Source organism: Myxococcus vastator, assembly GCF_010894475.1.
Lineage (GTDB): Bacteria > Myxococcota > Myxococcia > Myxococcales > Myxococcaceae > Myxococcus > Myxococcus vastator.
The window spans coordinates 1-16,713 of the sequence record NZ_JAAIYB010000158.1; the positions used below are offsets into that span (position 1 = coordinate 1).

Sequence of the window (16,713 nt, forward strand, 5' to 3'; positions counted from 1 at the left end):
GGCGGGGGCGCCTGTATCACGGGCGCCGCCGGTGCCACTTCGGGTGGGCTCGGGGCCCGCGCCGGCTCGGCTGTCTTGACTGAGACGGAGCGCGATGTCTTTGTTTCACTCCGGGCCCGGGCCCGGGCTGGGGCGGCGCGCTTCTTTTTCGTGACGCGGCGTTTGGTGAGGCTCGATGCGCTCGGCTTCTGTGTGCGCCGGACCTGGGCGGGAGGCTCCACGGCGGTGTCCGTGGCTCCTGGCGGCGCCGCCGTGGCGAGTGCTGCCCCGAGGAGAATCAGTGCAGCGGACGGAATGGTGAAGGGCATCGTGAAGCCACGAAGGGGGAGGCGGGGGCCTGCCAGCGGAGACCGCGCGACGGACAGTGCGGTGTGTTGCACAGTCGTGTCGCCCGGAGCCTAGCGCACCGTTTGGCCTGACGCACTCATGGGGCTGCCCGCGTTGACATCACATGAGTCATCACGGCAGCATTGCACCCCCCTCACCCCCTGGAGTCCACTGCGATGGCGTCGGAAGACACGTTCCAGCAGGTGCATCACCCCGTGGATGCTTCCTCCGTGAGTGCCCAGCCGTCGGCGCCCTCCGCGGAGCTCGCCGCTCCCGAGAAGCTCGACGAGATTGAGGAGATCGACTTCCTCCTCGAAGAAATCGAAAGCAAGATCGCTCCGCTCGCCCTCGCGTGAGCCGGACCGACGTCCTCGTGCGTCATTACAACGAAGCGTTCTCCGCGTACTGGCACCCGGTCGCGTTCTCGCAGGAGCTGGGCGAGCGCCCACTCGCCGCGCGTCTGCTCGAAACAGACCTGGTGGTGTGGCGCACGGGCCAGGGCGTCGCGGCGTCACAGCGTTATTGTGCGCACCGCGGCGCGGACCTCCGTGACGGTCAGCCCACGGCGGACGGCATTCGTTGTGCCTTTCACGGCTGGACCTACGGCGCGGACGGACGTTGTGTGCGAGTTCCGTCGCAACCTGGCGTGGCCGTCCCTCCCCGCGCGGCGCTTGCGTCCTTTCGTGCCACGGAGCGTTACGGCCTGGTGTGGGTCTGTCTGGCCTCAGCGCCGGCCGCGCCGCTGCCCGAGTGGCCGGAGCTGGAGGACGGCAGCGCGGCCACGGTCGCGTTGCCCCTGCTCGACTGGGAGGTGTCCGCCGGGCGCATGGTGGAGGTCATCCTGGACGTGGCCCACTTGTCGTGGGTGCACGATGGCACCTTCGGCAATCCGGCCCAGGAGGAGGTTCCTCCCTACGACGTGGAGGCGCGTCCTGGCGGCGTGCGCGCGCAGATTGTCTATCCCGCGCTGTCGCCGTCCATCGGAGGGGCGCCGCCCCGGGTGGACCGCACCACGCTCACGTATGAGGTGACGTGGCCCTTCGCCGTGAAGCTGGTCTTCAAGCCCACGCTCTTCTACGTCCACACCGTCTACGCCGTCGCCTCGCCCGTGTCGGAAGAGAAGATGCGGTGCTTCTACTTCTGCTCGTACCATCCTCGGCTGCGCGCTCACTTTCCGGACATGTTCCTGAAGAGCGAGCTGGCCATCCTCGAACAGGACCGGCGAGTCCTCGAGGGCGTGCGGCCCCGGGCCCACCCCACGAGCTTCGCGGGTGAAATCTTCACCAGGGCGGACCGGCTCCCCGCCGAGTACCGCCGGGGCGTGATTGCCATCCGCCAGGGCCTCGCGCCCTCGGAGGGCGGCCCTCTTCCGGAATGAACGTGCCGGGCTCCGTGCCCGGGGAGGCAAGACACCGTGAGACTCCTCGTCCTGGCCCTGGCGCTGGGGTTGTGTGCCTGCAAGCCGCGCGCGGAAGCCCCCCCGGAGGCCAAGCCTCCCGCCGCGCCGCGGCAAGCCGCCGTGCCCACGCAGGCCGGGGCGCCCAGGAGCCCGGAGGCCCAGCGGCTGGAGCGAGGCCGCTACCTGGTGGAGCACGTGCTGGCGTGCGGCGCGTGTCACACGGAGCGGGACTGGACGCGCTACGGGGGACCCGTCAAGGGCGCTCCGCTGTCGGGCGCGTGCCAGGACGAGCAGTGGGGGCTGCCGGGACGCGTCTGCTCGCCCAACATCACCTCCGACCCCGAGCACGGCATCGGCAAGTGGACGGACGCGGAGCTGCTGCGGGCCCTGCGCGAAGGCTTTGGCCGTGACGGCCGCGTGCTGGTGCCGATGATGCCGTACCTCTTCTACCGCGAGCTGTCGGACGAGGACGCGAAGGCGGTCGTCGCGTGGCTCCGTCAGGTGCCGCCGTCGTCCAAGGTCGTGGCGCGCTCGAGCCTGCCCGAGGAGATGATGAACTCGCTGGATGGGCTCGCCTCGGCCCTGCCAGGGCCCGTGCCGCCTCCCGCGGAGGACCTGGTCTCCCGGGGCCGCTATCTCACGCAGGTGGCGCAGTGCGCCGCCTGTCACGCGGGCATGGATGAGGCGGGCACGCCCTTCGCTGGAGGGCGTCCCATGCCCACGCCCTACGCGCCGGAAGTGGCGTCGAACCTCACACCCCACGCGCAGGGGCTGCACACCCTGAGCGAAGAGGCGTTCATCGCCCGCTTCACGGCCTTCCGGGACCTGGCCCCGGCGCCCAGCGCCAAGGGGCAGGTCAACAAGCTCGTCATGCCCTGGGGCTTCTTCTCCGGGCTGTCCCAGGAGGACCTGCGGGCCATGTACCGCTACCTTCGGACGGTGCCCGCCGCGGCGCCCGCCCGTGCCGCCGAAACACCCTGACGCTTTTTGGTTCCTGCTCGGGATGCCCGCTAGACTGCAAGCCCCTGTTCCCCCGTGTCGTCGCTCCGCCCGCTCATGAAAAAGCCTCTCGCACTCCTCTTATGCCTGTCCTCCTGGGCGCTCGGCTCGGGCTGCAACCTGCTCGACATCTCTGACGCGGAGGGAACCCGTGGCCGTGGCGCGAGGGCCTTCGACCCGTACTCGAGCTCGGCCTCCGGTGCCATCTCCCTCAGCCTCCTGGCCTTCAATGGCTGCGCCATCCTCCCCAATGGCGAGCCGGTGGCGCGCGGAGACGTGAGCCTGCCGGAAGGCGCGTATCCGGACGCCTGCACGCGGCTGAATGACGGCGCCCCGCTGGGGCCGCCCATGCCGCCCTTCGCGCGCTTCAACGTCACGCCGGGCACCATCTACTTCCTGCGTGAAATCACGCTGGTGGACACCGTCTTCGGCCAGCACACCGAGTTCAACGACCGGCAGGCTCCCGCGACCTGGGCCCGCCGGCAGTCGCGGTTCAAGTCGCTCGACTGGAGCGGGCTGACCATTGGCCAGGAGACCTGGCGAGACCGGGGCAGCGGCAGCTTCCAGCGCGAGACGTACTTCGAGAACGCCGCGTGGATGATCTCCAACGACGACACCTTCCTGGTGGAAGTGCTGGACTCGGACGGCAACCCGCGCGCGTCGCAGACCTACCTGCGCCGGGACTTCCTCGCGGAGAACGCCACCACCGGCCGCACGCGCGTGAGCTGGACCGTGGACGGGCTGGCGCGGCCCCGCTTCCCGGATGATCCGGAGCCGCAGCCGCCCGGCGCCGACCCCATCTACCAGACGGTGGTGAAGGTCTCGGTGGCCAACGCCACCAACCCGTTCAAGTCCATCACCATGCCCGACCTCTCCGGGGACGGCGCCATTCGCGTCACCTGGAGCCTGATGCCCGACGCGCCCTTCTACTTCCCGGTGACCTTCGTCCCGGAGCAGGAGCGGCCCGCCACCTGCTTCCGGATGGGGCCGGACGGGCTCGCGACGGACGAGCAGGTGCCCTGCGGTTTCGGTCTGGAGCAGGCCGTGCGCATCCGAACGCCGCAGAACGGCCGCTACTACATGCCGGGTGAGACGGTGGACTTCATGGTGTCGCTGCGTGACGGCGACGGCAACGGCCTGCACTCGCGGGACCTGCTGCCCACCTACAACGAGTACGTGAATGGCGACTCCAACGGGCTCGCCTACTTCAACGACTTCATGATCTTCACCTACCGGGACACGAGCAGCTCGGAGTCCGGCTTCAAGGTGGTGGGGCCGCTGCAGGACCTCCGCGTGGCCAACGGCACCTACCAGCTGCCGTACTTCTCCTATCCCGGCACGAGCGAGCCGCGCTTCTTCGTGGAGCCCGGCCTGCCGTCCATCCTCCCCGGCTACGCGGACTCGCAGCCGCCCGCTCGCTACGCCGTCACCCTGCCGCAGGACGCGAAGGCTGGCACCTATGCCATCGTCCTCAAGGGCCACCGCAGCTACATGGGCGAGCGGCTCAACCGGCTGGACCCGTTCTTCTTCCAGGTGGGCCAGGAGCAGAAGACGACCTACCCGGAGCGCATCGGCAACTGCCAGGTGTGCCACAACGGGACGAACTCCCTGTCCAACGTCCACCACGGCATGGCCGTGGACCACGTGGAGCTCTGCAAGACGTGCCACTTCGAGCAGGCCGTGGGGCAGGTGTCGGACATCGTCCACCGCATCCATGCCTCCTCCCGCAAGTACTCGCAGAACCGCGCGGACTGCACCCTGTGCCACCTGACGCGTGAGAGCACGCTGCGGCCCAGTCTCATGTCCTGCAACGGCTGCCACGTGCAGTCGCACGGCACGGAGTACTACGACCTGTACTTCGCGGAGATGCACCAGACGCCGAATGCGTATGGCAACTGCGCCAACGCCTGCCACGCAGAGACGCCTCCCATGCAGCACATCCTTCCGCCTCAGTGAGAACGACCGCCATGAAGACCTCCCTGAGGGCTTTCGCAGTCACCTCCAGCCTTGCCCTGGCGTTCTCCGGTGGATGCTCGGGCAGCGACGGTCCGCCCCCGTCCACCACCGACGACGCCTACACGGACCTGCCGGAGGCGAAGACCACCGTGTCGGGCATCGCCTTCGACCCGGAGGCGTTCTTCTTCTCGTTGGCGACGTTCCCGGTGATGGACCCGGAGATGCCGCCTCCGCCGCCCTTCCTGTTCGAGAACATCCCCTACGTGTTCCGCTCCGCGCCGGTGGGCGCGCGGGTGAGCGTGGTGCGGAACGGGGAGTCGCTGGACTCCAGCGGGCCGGTGGCGCCCAACGGCCTCTGGCAGGTGCGCGGCGTGCCGTCGGGCAACGACACGGCGTACAAGCTGCGGGTGGAGCCGCCGCTGGAGGGCCTGGTGATGGGCGCGCCGGAGATGTTCCCCGCGCCCCCTTTCGAGCCCATCCCCGAGGCGACCTACTACCCCACGTCGACGCTGCGCCCCTTCACGGCGGGACCTTCGTCCTGCCTCGTGCAGGTGGCCGGCGTGGTGGGTGACGCGGGCGCGCTGGCCGCGGTGGCGACGCTGCGCACGGACATGGGCATCCCCACCACGCCCGCGGACCTCGTGGACCCTTCGCGGACGGGCGGTGTGGCGCTCATCTGGGTGTACGCGCCGAGCGAGGCGTTCGACCTGTTCAACATCCCCGCGGACAGCATCGCGGTGGAGACGTCGGCGGGCTCGCTCTACGCCATCGAGTGGGCGCCGCCGGGCTTCTTCCCGGGGCAGTCCCCCATGGGCTACTTCGCCACGCCCGCGGCGACGAGCTCGCTGGGCTACTTCGCCGTCGTCCTTCCGCCAGGCACCACGGAGCCGGTGACGGTGAGCTTCGTGGACGAAGGCACCAGCCCCCCGGAGGAACAGAACCCCTTCCTCATCCGGCCCTGGAACATCTCGCCGCTCACGCTGACGCCCGAACCCGGCGTGGGCTTCGCCCGAGTGCTCGCCGTTCCGTCCGTGACGCCGCCGTTCGACCCGGACGCGGAGCCGGTGCCCGAGCCGGACCTCGGCTGGATGTGCCGGTGACGGCCTAGCGCCAGGGCTCCACGGAGAGCTGCCGGAAGCGAATGGTGGGCTGCCCGAAGGACACGGGCAGCGGACCATGGTCCAGCTTCCGGCAGCCGCGCGTGGCGAAGAGGTTCTTCGTGTCCGCGCCCACCGCGTCGATGGCCGCCAGGGCCTCCAGTCCGTTGCCCCGGAGGATGCCGGGGCCCACGCGGCGCCCGGGCCGTCCGTTCCGAATCTCCCGCGCCTCCACGATGTAGAAGCTGAAGTCGCCCGACAGCAGGTCCATCTGCCGGGGCGTGAGGTGCTGCACCAGCAGCCCGTGCGGGACGTCCGCCATCAGCGCTTCCAGGTGGCCATGGTGCGCGTCCACGCGCGTGTGGGCCATGCGCGGCAGGGGCGGGTGCCGGTAGCTGACGCGCCGCCCATGTCCGTTGGGCGCGCGGCCCAGCGCGGTGGCGCTGCGAGCGTCCAAGAGGGGCGCGTCCACCCGGCCCTCGCGGAGGAGCGTCACCGGGAGCGCGGCGTGGCCTTCATCATCCCAGGCGAAGCCGAGCGCGCCGTGGCCGTCCGTCGGGTCGTCCGAGACGCTGAGGTGCGCGCCGGCCACCTGCTGCCCCAGCCGCCGCGCCAGGTAGGAGCCGCCGCGCGCGACGACGTCTCCCTCCAGGGGATGTCCGCACACCTCGTGGAAGAAGCAGCCGGAGGCGGCGCCCGGTGGGAAGACGATGGGCAGCACGTCGCGGGGGCAGGGCACCATGGGCGTCGTGTCCCGCAGCTCCCGCGCCATGCCCTCCACGAGCGTCTCCAGCGAGGGCATGGCGGTGCGCGCTCCATCGGCGTCCGGCCAGGCGGCGCAGCGCCACAGCTCGGCCAGGCCCGCGCCGGTGTCGTGGAAGGCCTTCACTTCGAGCAGGGCATGGCGCTGGCGGTCTTCTCTCAGGTGGGCGTCGCTGGCGGACAGCGTGCGCCGCTCCACCTCGCGCAGCAGCACGTCCAGGTGCTGGGCACCCGCGGCCCGCGCGGTCGCCTCCAGTTGGCGGACGAGCGACGACATGGCCTCCGTGTCGCTCGCGAGCCGGGGCTCGGCGTCCAGCATGTCGCGGGCCTGGCGCTCCAGCGCCTCCGGCATGAGGCCGCGCTTCCAGCGGGCGTCAGCCACCTGGGCCCATTGCCAGGTCATGCGGTCCGCGGTGGCCTGTCCCATGGACCAGCCCCGGTCGAGCACGGGGGAGACGACGCGGAGCCCGGAACGCTGGTGGAGGACCTCGGTGACTTCGCGCCGCTCCACGAACCAATCCAAGCGTGTGTCCTCCGGCCGGGCACCACGCGGGCTGGGCGTGGCTTCGGTGAACCCCACCATGAGACGGTGGGCACAGGCCCTGGAGCATACGCCAGACGGGGAGGCCGACCCATGCATGCGCCTGGATTGTGGGTTGAGACTCGCGGTGTCGCCGGACACGCACGGACCGGCGGCTGAGCCACCACCGCGGATTCCGCGCGACGACGCGGAGCGGCCCCACGCGAGGACGCAGCCCGGTATCCTCGCCAACAGTCCCAGTGAGTGTCGGCGGAGGCAGTGGATGCAGGGTGGTTCCGGTTCCGAGGAGGACAGCGGGGTGGCGGCATGCGCGGGCCTTCAGCCTCGTGACTTGCTGACGTCCGCCGGCGAAGCGCTGGAGGCCTTCAAGCGGCACCATGCCCCCGCGCAGGCCGAGTTGTTCCTCGCCGCGGAGCGCAGGCTGTCGCTCGAATACGACGCGGGAACGGGGCGCTCCATCATCAACCAGGGGGAGACCGTGGATGCCATGGCGCGCGTGAGCTGGGACGCGCGACAGGGCCTGCTGACCGCGACGGTAGGGGACGCGGGCGCGCTGTCGCTGCTCCTGGAGCGCACCGCACGGCAAGCCACTCCAGGACGCGCGAGTCCTCTGCCGGAGCTGCCGGTCCAGTCCGAACCTCAGCGTGTCTCGGGCCCTCCCACGCTTCAGCCGGAGCGCGCAGCGAGACAAGCCCCCCTCGGACGCGCGAGTCCTCTGCCGGCGCTGGCTGCCCGGTCCGACTCCCCGAGTGTCTCGGGCCCGCCCATGCTCCAGCCGGAGCGCGCCGCGCGCCGGATGAAACACTTCATCGACACCGCCGTGCCCCAGGGCAGCGTGGTGCAGGCCGCGCTGCTCACCCAGGTGTCCACGTGGCGCGCCCTGGTGCGCGCGAGCGGCGAGCGGCGTGCTCGCGCGGAGTGGCGCGAGGAGCTGTTCGTGCGCTGTGAGACGCCGCGAGGCGCCGTGGTGGACGCGGTGGCGTTCCCCGAGGCGGCGGAGGACGACGCCGTCATCGCGCCGCTGCGCCACAGGCTCGCGGAGGCGGTTGAAGCCCTCACGGGCCCCGCGGAGCCGCTGGACCGCGGCCTCCCCCTGGTGCTGCGGCCAGCGGTGGCCGCGCCGCTCGCGGCGGGGCTCCTCTGGCTGCTACGGGGAGACGTGGCCGCCGCCACGCCCGCGCTGGCCCGGGCCGTGGGGCGCAAGGTGTTCCCCTCGGTCCTGGGCGTGGTGGATGACCCGAACCACCCCACGGCCACGCGGCGCGTCTCCATGGATGACGAAGGCCTCTCCACGGACTCGCTCTCCCTGGTCGAAGTGGGCGTGCTGCGGGGATTCCTTCACGCCTCGGACACCGCATCGCGGCTCGGCGCGCCGCCCAATGGGCGCGGCTTCCGCATCGCACTGTCGCCTCCCTCGCCCGAGGCCGTGAATCCCTTCCTCGTGCCCGGTGCGACCGCCGTGCTCCCCGCGGACTACACGGAGCTCGTCGCACGCGTGGAGACCTTCACCACCATGCCGCGTCCCGGCACCGTCACGCTGGTGGCGGGCGGCTGGGAGGTCCGCGACGGCCGTCGTGTGCGCCGCGTTGCTCCGGTGGAGCTGGAGCTGCCCGTGCTGGAGACGTTCCGCGCGCTGCGCGGCGTGGGGACGGACCTGACCTTCTTCCCCACCGCCGAGGGCTGTGGCACGCCGACGCTCGTCTTCCCGCCCCTGCTGTCGGGTGCCCGGGGAGGGCAGGCGGCCAGCTGAGGTCTACGTCCCTGGGGGCGGCGCGGGGCCCGGCAAGAGACGCCAGGCCGCCCGCCCTGCGAGCAGGACGCGCGCGGGCCCCTAATCCAGTGCATGCTGCGCGCACGACGCCGGGCCGCCGGTACGAGGCCCCGGGGCCCAGGGAGGCGGCGTCACGGGAGGACGCGGATGTCGGGTCAGTCGCTGGCGGCGAAGATGCTGGAAGGGGCGCGGGAGTGGGCGAAGCGACTGCCGAACGCGCTCTCCAACGACATGGCGGTGGACGTGAGCCGCAGGCGGGTGCGCCTGTCGCATGCGCGCGTGGAGACCGTGGTGCGCCAACTGCTGGCCCGGCTGAAGCACTTCGAGCTGAGGGAGTGGTCCGCGCGGGAGGACGTCTATGACGTCCGCTTCTCCGTGCACGGCTGGAAGCTGCGCGTGGAGACGGCGCTGGAGCGCGTGGAGCTGGCCTCCGGGCGCTACCGGCTGTGGTTGAAGACGCCGGGCGTGGTGGAACTGGAGGAGTCCCGCACGGCTTCGTCACTGATGATGGGCGTGCTGCGCGCGGGGGCGGGCCGGGCCGCGATGCGGGTGTTGGCGGAGCGGCTGCTGCCGCCCGGCATTCGCTGGGACGGCCAGGTGTTGCAGGTGGAAGGGCCGTTGCCCGAAGAGGGCGTGCTGCCTGCCCGGCTGTTCGACTCCGCCTCCCTGGCCATGACCGCCGAGCATCAGTCCGAGGGCCTGTGGCTGGCCGCCGAGGCCTGGCCCGGGCTCATGGACCTGCTCCAGGTGGTGTTTGGCACGGAACTTCCGCGCACGCCCCCCGGCGCCTAGCGGGTCAGGCCAGGAAGTCGGCCCCCGGCTGCTCCTCGTTCCGGGAGGGTGGGGGGCCAGTGGCGTCCAGGAGTGTGCCCTTCAGGGCGCTCCCCAGGGGACGCGAGCGCCCCCACATTGAGGGAACGTCCGGCGATGAAGGGGCGCCAGACGATTTTCGGGGCGTTGTACCACGAGTCAAGGGGCTGGAATTCTTCGGTTCTACGCCACGTTTCCTTCACGCGGCGAACAGCCGGTGGAAATTCGGGGCCTTCCACAATCGACATTGGCCCCTCGACAGGCTAGAGGCAGCCTGTCCCGCTCTATGGGACTGGCTGCGGACTCGCGCCGCTCGCAGAAAGAAGAAGAAACATGGCAACTGGCACCGTGAAATGGTTCAACGACGCGAAGGGCTTTGGCTTTATCGCCCAGGACGACGGTGGGGCCGACGTGTTCTGCCACCACACCGCTATCCAGACGGATGGCTTCCGTACCCTGGCCGAAGGCCAGAAGGTGGAGTTCGAGACCCGGAAGGGCCCCAAGGGCCTCCAGGCCGAGAACGTCCGCGTAGTTGGCTGAGAGCTCAGGCTCAGCACCATCAGCCCGGTCTCCTCACTGCGAGGCCGGGCTTTTGTTTTCAGCGAGGGAGGCTCAATGCAAGGAAGATCCACGAAGCGCCAGAAAGAGCAGGCGCGCAAGCAGCACCAGCAGGAGAAGAACGCGAAGCGCGAGGAGCGCAAGAAGGAGAAGACCGAGCGCGGGCCGCGCCAGCCGGGTGAGGTCGACCCCGATATCGCGGACATCATCCCCGGTCCCCAGCCGCCGCTGGAGATTTGAACCCAGTATCGTGCCGCCTGGGCTTGCCACGCAGTCAGTGGTGCCCAGGGCAACCTTCCGGGACGGCGCCAACGCCCCCGGGAGGACGCAGTATCCACTTCCCCCGCGTCAACGCAGCCAGCGCTCCTGAGCGGCCTTCACCGTCCGGCGGCGCGCAGCACCTCGGCGCGGGTGATGTGGTCCAGTCGGAAGTGTCGGCGCTCCTTCGTGGTGAGGTCCTCCCCGTCGATGCGCGTCTCGTGCCGGTTCATGATGACGGACATCACCCGCACGTCGCGGACCGTCTCCAGGAAGTTGCTGTCGACATAGGTGATGCGCAACGGCTGCTGCTCGAACCACGCTCGCTCCAGTGCTTCGCGGACAGGCTTCTTGCTCGGCAGTGACGGCACGCCGATGAACGCCAGCTCCCTCAGCCGGGTGAGCAGCTCGCGCTGCGCGGAGGTGGAGAGCGCCGCGCGCACCTTGTCCAGCGCCGACTCCAGCGTGCCCGCGAAGGGCATCAGCCGCATGTCGATGGCGAAGCGCCCCAGCGCGACGATGAGCGCCGCCTCGCGCGCGGTGAAGTTCACCGGCGGCAGGCTGTAGCTGCGGTCCAACGCGTAGCCACCGCCACGGCCGCGCTCGGCGGACACCGGCATCGACGAGGCGCGCAGCGAATCCAGGTCCCGGTAGATGGTTCGCACCGTGACGCCGAACCGCTCGGCGAGGACCTCCGCGGTGACCCCGGTACGGCGGCCCCGGAGGTATTCGGCGAGGGCGAAGAGACGCTCGGTGCGCTGCATGGGGAGGAAACCTGACATACCACTGTCACCCCTCTCCCTCAAGATGAGGGGATGTCCCTGGAGCAACGTGCCTTGCATCCCACGCCGCGAGCGGCTTGCATCGCGCGCGTTCGCGGCACATCCGCCCGGAGGGACTCCATGGAGGACGAGTGGCTCTGGGGGTGGGACGCCACGCCGGGCATCGTCTCCGTGTGGGCGGAGCCTGACGGCCGCGCCTTCGTCTGGCGCCGCATCCCGAAGACGGGGGCGCTCGTTCGCGAGGACGTGCGCTTCCGCCCGTGGCTGCTGCTCGCGTCCCTGGAGGACCTGGCGCACCTGGGGCCTCGGCTGCGCCCGGAGTCGGACGGCCCCGCGCGCTACCGGGTGACGTGGCAGGAGCTCGAAGGGCCCGGGGCGCTGCGCTACCTGGTCCGCGGCGATGACAGCCGCGCGCTCACCAGCGCGGTGCTGGAAGGCGCGTCACGCCGGCTGGGCCAGCCGGTGAGTCACTTGAAGGAGCTGGGCGCGAACACGGTGCTCGCGCTGCCGCCGGAGGAGCAGTACCTCACGATGTCGGGCCGCACGTACTTCCGCGACCTCGCCTTCGATGAGCTGCGCCGCATGCAGTTCGACCTGGAGACCACCGGGTTGGACCCGGCGCACCACCGCGTCTTCCTGGTGGCGCTGCGAGGCCCGGATGGGGCGACACAGACGCTGGAGGCCCAGGGGGATGACGACTCGGCGGAGGCGGACCTGCTCTACCACCTGGCGGAGCGCGTGCGCGCCTGGGACCCCGACGTCATCGAAAACCACAACCTGCACGGCTTCGACCTGCCGTTCCTCGCGCGGCGCGCCAGGCACCTGGGGGTGTCCCTGGCGCTGGGCCGAGCGGGGGCACCGGGCCTGCGGCACCGTCCGTCCGCCAGGGGCGCCGCGCTGGGACGGCCCGTGCCCGGCGCGCCTCCGGATGCGATGCGCCGCGCGCGCTACACCGTGCCCGGCCGTGAGCTCATCGACACGCTGGACGCGGTGCTGCGGCATGACTTCTCCACGAGGGACTTGCCGGGCCATGGCCTCAAGGCCGTCGCGAGGCACCTGGGCCTGGCGGGGCCCGAGCGCGAGCACATCCCCGGCGCCCGCGTGTACGACGTCTTCCGCACGGACCCGGCGCGCGTGCGGCGCTATGCGTGTGATGACGTGACGGAGGCGGGCGGCCTCGCGAGGCTGCTCGGGGGCGCGGCCTTCGCGCTCGCGCGCATGGCGCCCCGGCGCTACGAGCGGCTGGCGGACGCGGGGCCGGCCACCGGCGTGTTGGATCCGCTGCTCGTCCGGGCCTACCTCCGGGAGGGCGCGGCGCTGCCCGCGCACGAAGAAGGGGACGGCACGTCGCACAGCGGCGCGGCGCTCCACCTGTTCGCCTCGGGCGTGGCCCGGCGCATCGTGAAGGCGGACGTCGCCAGCCTGTATCCCTCCCTGATGCGCCAGTACCGGATTGGACCCAGGAGGGACAGGCTGGGCGTGCTGCTGGCGCTGGTGGACCGGCTGGTGGACCAGCGGCTGGGCGCGAAGGGCAGGGCGCGCGCGGCGCCGCCCGGCTCGCAGGAGCGCTTCACGAACGAGGCGCTGTCGGCGGCGATGAAAATCGTCGTCAACTCCGCCTACGGCTACCTGGGCGCGGTGGGCCTCACGCGCTTCTCGGACGTGCACGCGGCCAACGAGGTGACGCGCCAGGGCCGCGAGGTGCTCGGGCTGCTCTGCCGGGAGCTGGCTCGCCGAGGCGTCACGCTGCTGGAGGCGGACACGGACGGCGTGTACTTCGCTGTCCCGGAGGACTGGCGGGAGGCCGACGAGCGCCGGGTCGTCTCGGAGGTCGCCGCGCTGCTGCCGCCCCGCGTGCAGCTGGAGTTCGACGGGCGCTATGCCGCCATGCTGTCGCACGAACCGAAGAACTACGCGCTCCAGCCGTATGACGGCCCGCTGGTGCTCCGCGGCGTGGCCTTCCGCTCCAGCCGCGCGGAGCCCTTCGGAGAGGCCTTCCTTCGCCGCGCGCTGCGCTGTCTCCTGGCGCAAGACATCCCGGGCGTGCGTGAGGTGTATGTCGGGACGGTGATGGCCCTGCGCCGCCGGGAGCTGCCCACGCCGGAGGTCTGCGCGCACGTCCGCCTGACGAAGTCGGGCGCCCAGTACCTCGCCATCCGGGCCCGCCGGCGCGAGCTCCCCTACGAGGCCATGCTGGCCAGCGGCCGGAAGGAATGGCCCCTGGGTGAGCAGGTCCGCGTCTACCGCGCCGTGGGAGGCCGGGCGGGCCTGCTCCCCATTCCGGAGGCGGAGGACCCGGGCACGCGGCCCCTGTCGCGCGAGGAGGACCCGCGCGACTACGACGTGGAGTACTACGTGCGCCTGCTGCGGGAGACGTTCGCTGCGCGGCTGGTGCGCGCGCTGACGCCGGAGGACTTCCGGACGGTGTTCGACGACCCCGGCCAGCCCTCGCTCTTCGCGCCCTCGCTCGAGGACGCGAAGCCCATCCTCACGGTGCTGAAGGCGCCGGCGGACGCGCTGGACGCGGGGTAGCCGCGCTCAGGACATGCCGGCGTGCGTTTGCGCGGAGGGCTCGGCCGCGGGGAGCTGCTGCGGCGCCAGGGCGGTGCGCTGCAGCCAGCCCGCGAGCCCCAGGAGCACCAGGCCCGACGTGCGCAGCGTGCGGAGGAGCTCCGCGTTCTGCGCCGCGTCTCCAGGCAGCAGGGGCGCCAGCCACCCGCGGGCGTCGTAGAAGAGCCACATGGCGCCGGAGATGCCCATGGCCCACCACACCCAGGCCAGCCGCCCGCCGCGCAGCATGTACGCCACGCTCAGGATGGGGGCCACCAGCAGGATGGTCGTCATGTCGGCCAGCGTGGACGCCAGGCTGATGACGGCGGACATGGTGCTGATGGCGTCCGTGCCCAGGTGGCGGACCTCGGTGGCCAGCACGGGCACGCCCACGGCCAGCGCGGCCACGGCCGTCCCCACCCACAGCGCATTGGAGCGGAAGCTGGACGGCGGCTGGAGTCCGGACTGCCGGTACGTCATCGCCAGCAGGATGAGCGCGTACGTCGTGCTGACGTTCGCCAGCACGACGACGAGCATGCGCACGGGCAGCAGCGGTGACTGCGTGAAGGGCACGTCCGGCACCGCGTGGAGCCAGTAGCTGCGCAGCGCGGTGCTGACCAGCGACAGGAGGGCGCCCGCGGCCAGGCCGCCCCACACCTTGCGCAGGTAGTCGCCCTGGGCGAACGAGCGGGCCGCCGCCAGTGTCCCAAACACCGCCAGCGCGCCGCTGCCCCAGCCGGCGACGTCATGCACCAGCGGGAGCGCGCGCGGCGCGTCCAGCGCGGAGGCCGCCGCGAACGCGTGCGCCAGCTGGAGCACGAGCACCGCGCCGAACCAGGGCACGATGCTCCCGGCCGCGCGGCCCGTCGAATGAGTGCTCATCACAGCTTCTCCAAGGAGGCGGAAATCTCCGCCAGGATGACCTTCGCGTGCAGGGCGCCAATGAAGGTGTTCAGCATGGGCTTGAGGCCTTCGAGCAGCTGCGGAAGGTCTTCTCGCTTGAGCTGCTCGGGGGGCCGCTTGAGGGTCCGGAGGGCGGCGGTCTGGATGGCCATCTTCGCGGTGAACCCGCCGAGGAGCGGTTCCAGGTGTCGCACGAGCGTGTCGTGCCAGCCGGCGGGGGAGGTCTGGGAGGAAGAAGGGAGAATCGCGCCACCTCCTGGTGGAGACTTGAAGCGTAGGCAGATTCCAGCCCGCACACGAGGGGCACACCCTGTCTGGCCATGCGGAATACCTCTCGTTATGCGGGTTTTTCATTGAGAGCATGGAATTGAGCCGGGTGCGTCTGGGTTGCCGGGACCCTGAATCTTTGGCAATCGGGGAACGCACAGCGCCGTAGGGGCTCCGTCATTCGACGAGATGCCAGGTCATTCCAGGGGAGGTCCGATGAGGAAGGTATTCGGAGCGGTAGCACTGGCCGCGTTCACCGGCTGCGCGACCACGCAGGAAGCCCAGAAGCCGGAGGCCCCGCCCGCCGTCGAAGCGGCGAAGGTGGAAGCGCCCGCGGAGCCGCCGAAGCTCCAGGTCCCCGTGGACTATTACAAGCTCGACAACGGCTTGAAGGTGGTCCTCTCGCGCGACAGCTCGGCGCCCAAGGCCGTCGTCGCCGTCTATTACAACATCGGCTTTCGCATCGAGCCGAAGGACCGCACCGGGTTCGCGCACCTGTTCGAGCACATGATGTTCCAGGGCTCGACGAACCTCGGGAAGATGGAGTTCATCCGCCTCATCCAGAAGAACGGCGGCGTGCTCAACGGCTCCACGCGCTTCGACTTCACCAACTACTTCGAGGTCGTCCCCTCCAACACGCTGGAGCCCATCCTCTGGGCCGAGGCCGACCGCATGCGCGGGCTCGACGTGACGGAGGAGAACCTGAAGAACCAGCAGGGCGTGGTGATGAACGAGGTGAAGGTCAACGTCCTCAACCAGCCCTATGGCGGCTTCCCGTGGCTGGACATGCCGCAGGTGGCGAACAGCAACTGGTACAACGCCCACAACTTCTACGGCGACCTGAAGGACCTGGAGGCCGCGTCGCTGGAGGACGTGCGCGCGTTCTTCAAGACGTACTACGCCCCCAGCAACGCCGCGCTCGTCATCGTCGGTGACTTCGAGCCGGAGCAGGTGAAGGGCTGGATTCAGAAGTACTTCGGGCCGCTGCCCACCGTGGCGCAGCCGTCCAAGCCGGACATCTCCGAGCCCCGCCAGACGAAGGAGAAGCGCCACGACAAGCAGGACAAGCTGGCCCAGCGTCCGGCGCTCGCGGTGGGCTACCACATGCCCGACGTGGGCACGCCCGAGTACTACGCCATGGCGCTGGTGGACGAGGTCCTCCTGCGCGGCAACGACAGCGCGCTCTACCAGCAGCTCGTGCAGAAGAAGGGCCTGACGGGCGAGGTCTCCGGCGGGGTGAACCAGCTGGGCAACCACTGGAACTACAACGGCCCCATGCAGTGGACCGCGTACCTGTTCCATGACGCGGACACGACGACGGAGACCCTCCTCGCGGAGTTCGACGGCGTGGTGGCGCGGCTGCAGAGCGAGCCCATTGACTCGGCGACGCTGGAGCGGGCGCGGGTGAAGGCGCGCTCGCGGCTGTACGGGCAGCTGGAGGGCTTCCTCGGCTTCGGCCGCGCGGACCTGCTGGCGTCCTTCGCGCTCTTCTTCGACGACCCGGCGCGCATCAACCGGCTGGAGTCGGAGCTGATGAAGGTGACGCCGGAGCTCATCCAGAAGACGGCGAAGGAGTATCTGCGCCGTGAGAACCGCACCGTGCTGACGGTGACGCCCGCCGCGGCGACCGCCACCCAGACGCAGGCCCCCTGAGGACACGCCCCCATGACCACGCACTCAATTCGCACCCGCCTTGTCGCGCCCGCGCTGATGGTGCTCGGGATGCTGTCCGC

Annotated in this window: 15 protein-coding genes; 11 read left to right on the forward strand and 4 right to left on the reverse strand. The window is 70.7% G+C overall.

What is annotated here, in order from left to right; all coding sequences use genetic code 11:
- The first annotated feature begins 503 nt into the window (after positions 1 to 503).
- The 5 genes from G4D87_RS17335 (at position 504) to G4D87_RS17355 (ending at position 5,781) form a co-directional block, all read left to right on the forward strand.
- Entirely contained in the window at positions 504 to 683 is a 180-nt protein-coding gene (locus G4D87_RS17335) for a Xan family putative trans-acting RiPP leader peptide (RefSeq protein ID WP_163783181.1), read from the forward strand.
- Positions 680 to 1,705 carry a Rieske 2Fe-2S domain-containing protein gene (locus tag G4D87_RS17340; protein ID WP_240358348.1) on the forward strand — a complete coding sequence of 342 codons (1,026 nt, stop codon included), beginning with the start codon at positions 680 to 682 and terminating at the stop codon, positions 1,703 to 1,705. The genes G4D87_RS17335 and G4D87_RS17340 overlap by 4 nt, the downstream gene beginning before the upstream one ends.
- Positions 1,706 to 1,741: 36 nt before the next feature.
- Positions 1,742 to 2,707, forward strand: a complete 966-nt coding sequence (locus tag G4D87_RS17345) for a c-type cytochrome (RefSeq protein WP_163783182.1) — start codon at positions 1,742 to 1,744, stop codon at positions 2,705 to 2,707.
- Between the two features lie 75 nt (positions 2,708 to 2,782).
- Positions 2,783 to 4,681 carry a hypothetical protein gene (locus G4D87_RS17350; RefSeq protein WP_163783183.1) on the forward strand — a complete coding sequence of 633 codons (1,899 nt, stop codon included), beginning with the start codon at positions 2,783 to 2,785 and terminating at the stop codon, positions 4,679 to 4,681.
- 11 nt (positions 4,682 to 4,692) lie between these two features.
- Complete coding sequence (locus G4D87_RS17355) at positions 4,693 to 5,781, forward strand: hypothetical protein (RefSeq protein WP_163783184.1); 1,089 nt, start codon at positions 4,693 to 4,695, stop codon at positions 5,779 to 5,781.
- A gap of 4 nt (positions 5,782 to 5,785) precedes the next feature.
- Here the strand turns inward: G4D87_RS17355 and G4D87_RS17360 are convergent, their stop codons facing one another.
- Complete coding sequence (locus G4D87_RS17360) at positions 5,786 to 7,063, reverse strand: TldD/PmbA family protein (protein ID WP_240358349.1); 1,278 nt, start codon at positions 7,061 to 7,063, stop codon at positions 5,786 to 5,788.
- A 280-nt stretch (positions 7,064 to 7,343) separates the two neighbouring features.
- Here G4D87_RS17360 and G4D87_RS17365 point away from each other — a divergent pair, with 280 nt between their 5' ends.
- The 4 genes from G4D87_RS17365 to G4D87_RS17380 all read left to right on the forward strand — a co-directional run bounded on the left by G4D87_RS17365 (position 7,344) and on the right by G4D87_RS17380 (position 10,460).
- The gene (locus G4D87_RS17365; protein ID WP_163783185.1) at positions 7,344 to 8,831 is read left to right on the forward strand and encodes a metallopeptidase TldD-related protein; all 1,488 of its coding nucleotides are present in this window, start codon (positions 7,344 to 7,346) and stop codon (positions 8,829 to 8,831) included.
- Between the two features lie 168 nt (positions 8,832 to 8,999).
- On the forward strand, positions 9,000 to 9,644 hold the full coding sequence (locus G4D87_RS17370; RefSeq protein ID WP_163783186.1) for a hypothetical protein: 645 nt from the start codon (positions 9,000 to 9,002) through the stop codon (positions 9,642 to 9,644).
- Between the two features lie 351 nt (positions 9,645 to 9,995).
- Positions 9,996 to 10,202 (forward strand): cold-shock protein, encoded by a 207-nt coding sequence (locus G4D87_RS17375; protein ID WP_011551728.1) that lies wholly within the window; start codon positions 9,996 to 9,998, stop codon positions 10,200 to 10,202.
- 75 nt (positions 10,203 to 10,277) lie between these two features.
- Positions 10,278 to 10,460 (forward strand): hypothetical protein, encoded by a 183-nt coding sequence (locus G4D87_RS17380; RefSeq protein WP_163783187.1) that lies wholly within the window; start codon positions 10,278 to 10,280, stop codon positions 10,458 to 10,460.
- A 137-nt stretch (positions 10,461 to 10,597) separates the two neighbouring features.
- On the opposite strand, the gene G4D87_RS17385 is transcribed toward G4D87_RS17380, so the two are convergent.
- Entirely contained in the window at positions 10,598 to 11,242 is a 645-nt protein-coding gene (locus G4D87_RS17385; RefSeq protein WP_163783188.1) for a helix-turn-helix transcriptional regulator, read from the reverse strand.
- Between the two features lie 138 nt (positions 11,243 to 11,380).
- Between G4D87_RS17385 and G4D87_RS17390 the strand changes: the two genes are divergently transcribed.
- Positions 11,381 to 13,792, forward strand: a complete 2,412-nt coding sequence (locus tag G4D87_RS17390) for a DNA polymerase domain-containing protein (protein ID WP_163783189.1) — start codon at positions 11,381 to 11,383, stop codon at positions 13,790 to 13,792.
- A 6-nt stretch (positions 13,793 to 13,798) separates the two neighbouring features.
- On the opposite strand, the gene G4D87_RS17395 is transcribed toward G4D87_RS17390, so the two are convergent.
- Together G4D87_RS17395 and G4D87_RS17400 are read right to left on the reverse strand one after the other, a co-directional pair.
- Positions 13,799 to 14,692: a hypothetical protein gene (locus G4D87_RS17395; protein ID WP_163783190.1), complete on the reverse strand. Its 894-nt coding sequence runs from the start codon at positions 14,690 to 14,692 to the stop codon at positions 13,799 to 13,801.
- Positions 14,692 to 14,907, reverse strand: a complete 216-nt coding sequence (locus G4D87_RS17400; RefSeq protein WP_163783191.1) for a hypothetical protein — start codon at positions 14,905 to 14,907, stop codon at positions 14,692 to 14,694. Before G4D87_RS17400 ends, G4D87_RS17395 begins: the two co-directional genes overlap by 1 nt.
- Positions 14,908 to 15,196: 289 nt before the next feature.
- On the opposite strand from G4D87_RS17400, the gene G4D87_RS17405 reads away from it, so the two are divergent.
- A complete protein-coding gene (locus tag G4D87_RS17405) occupies positions 15,197 to 16,633 on the forward strand; it encodes a M16 family metallopeptidase (protein WP_163783192.1) in 1,437 nt (478 codons plus the stop codon).
- Positions 16,634 to 16,713: the final 80 nt, after the last annotated feature.

Excerpts from the sequence above, each read along its gene's own strand:
- G4D87_RS17365 (WP_163783185.1), top strand. The coding sequence starts at position 7,344 with ATGCAGGGTGGTTCCGGTTCCGAGGAGGACAGCGGGGTGGCGGCATGC.
- G4D87_RS17380 (WP_163783187.1), top strand. The coding sequence starts at position 10,278 with ATGCAAGGAAGATCCACGAAGCGCCAGAAAGAGCAGGCGCGCAAGCAG.
- G4D87_RS17375 (WP_011551728.1), top strand. The coding sequence starts at position 9,996 with ATGGCAACTGGCACCGTGAAATGGTTCAACGACGCGAAGGGCTTTGGC.
- G4D87_RS17385 (WP_163783188.1), bottom strand. The coding sequence starts at position 11,242 with ATGCAGCGCACCGAGCGTCTCTTCGCCCTCGCCGAATACCTCCGGGGC.
- G4D87_RS17390 (WP_163783189.1), top strand. The coding sequence starts at position 11,381 with ATGGAGGACGAGTGGCTCTGGGGGTGGGACGCCACGCCGGGCATCGTC.
- G4D87_RS17355 (WP_163783184.1), top strand. The coding sequence starts at position 4,693 with ATGAAGACCTCCCTGAGGGCTTTCGCAGTCACCTCCAGCCTTGCCCTG.
- G4D87_RS17370 (WP_163783186.1), top strand. The coding sequence starts at position 9,000 with ATGTCGGGTCAGTCGCTGGCGGCGAAGATGCTGGAAGGGGCGCGGGAG.
- G4D87_RS17405 (WP_163783192.1), top strand. The coding sequence starts at position 15,197 with ATGAGGAAGGTATTCGGAGCGGTAGCACTGGCCGCGTTCACCGGCTGC.
- G4D87_RS17335 (WP_163783181.1), top strand. The coding sequence starts at position 504 with ATGGCGTCGGAAGACACGTTCCAGCAGGTGCATCACCCCGTGGATGCT.
- G4D87_RS17350 (WP_163783183.1), top strand. The coding sequence starts at position 2,783 with ATGAAAAAGCCTCTCGCACTCCTCTTATGCCTGTCCTCCTGGGCGCTC.
- G4D87_RS17395 (WP_163783190.1), bottom strand. The coding sequence starts at position 14,692 with ATGAGCACTCATTCGACGGGCCGCGCGGCCGGGAGCATCGTGCCCTGG.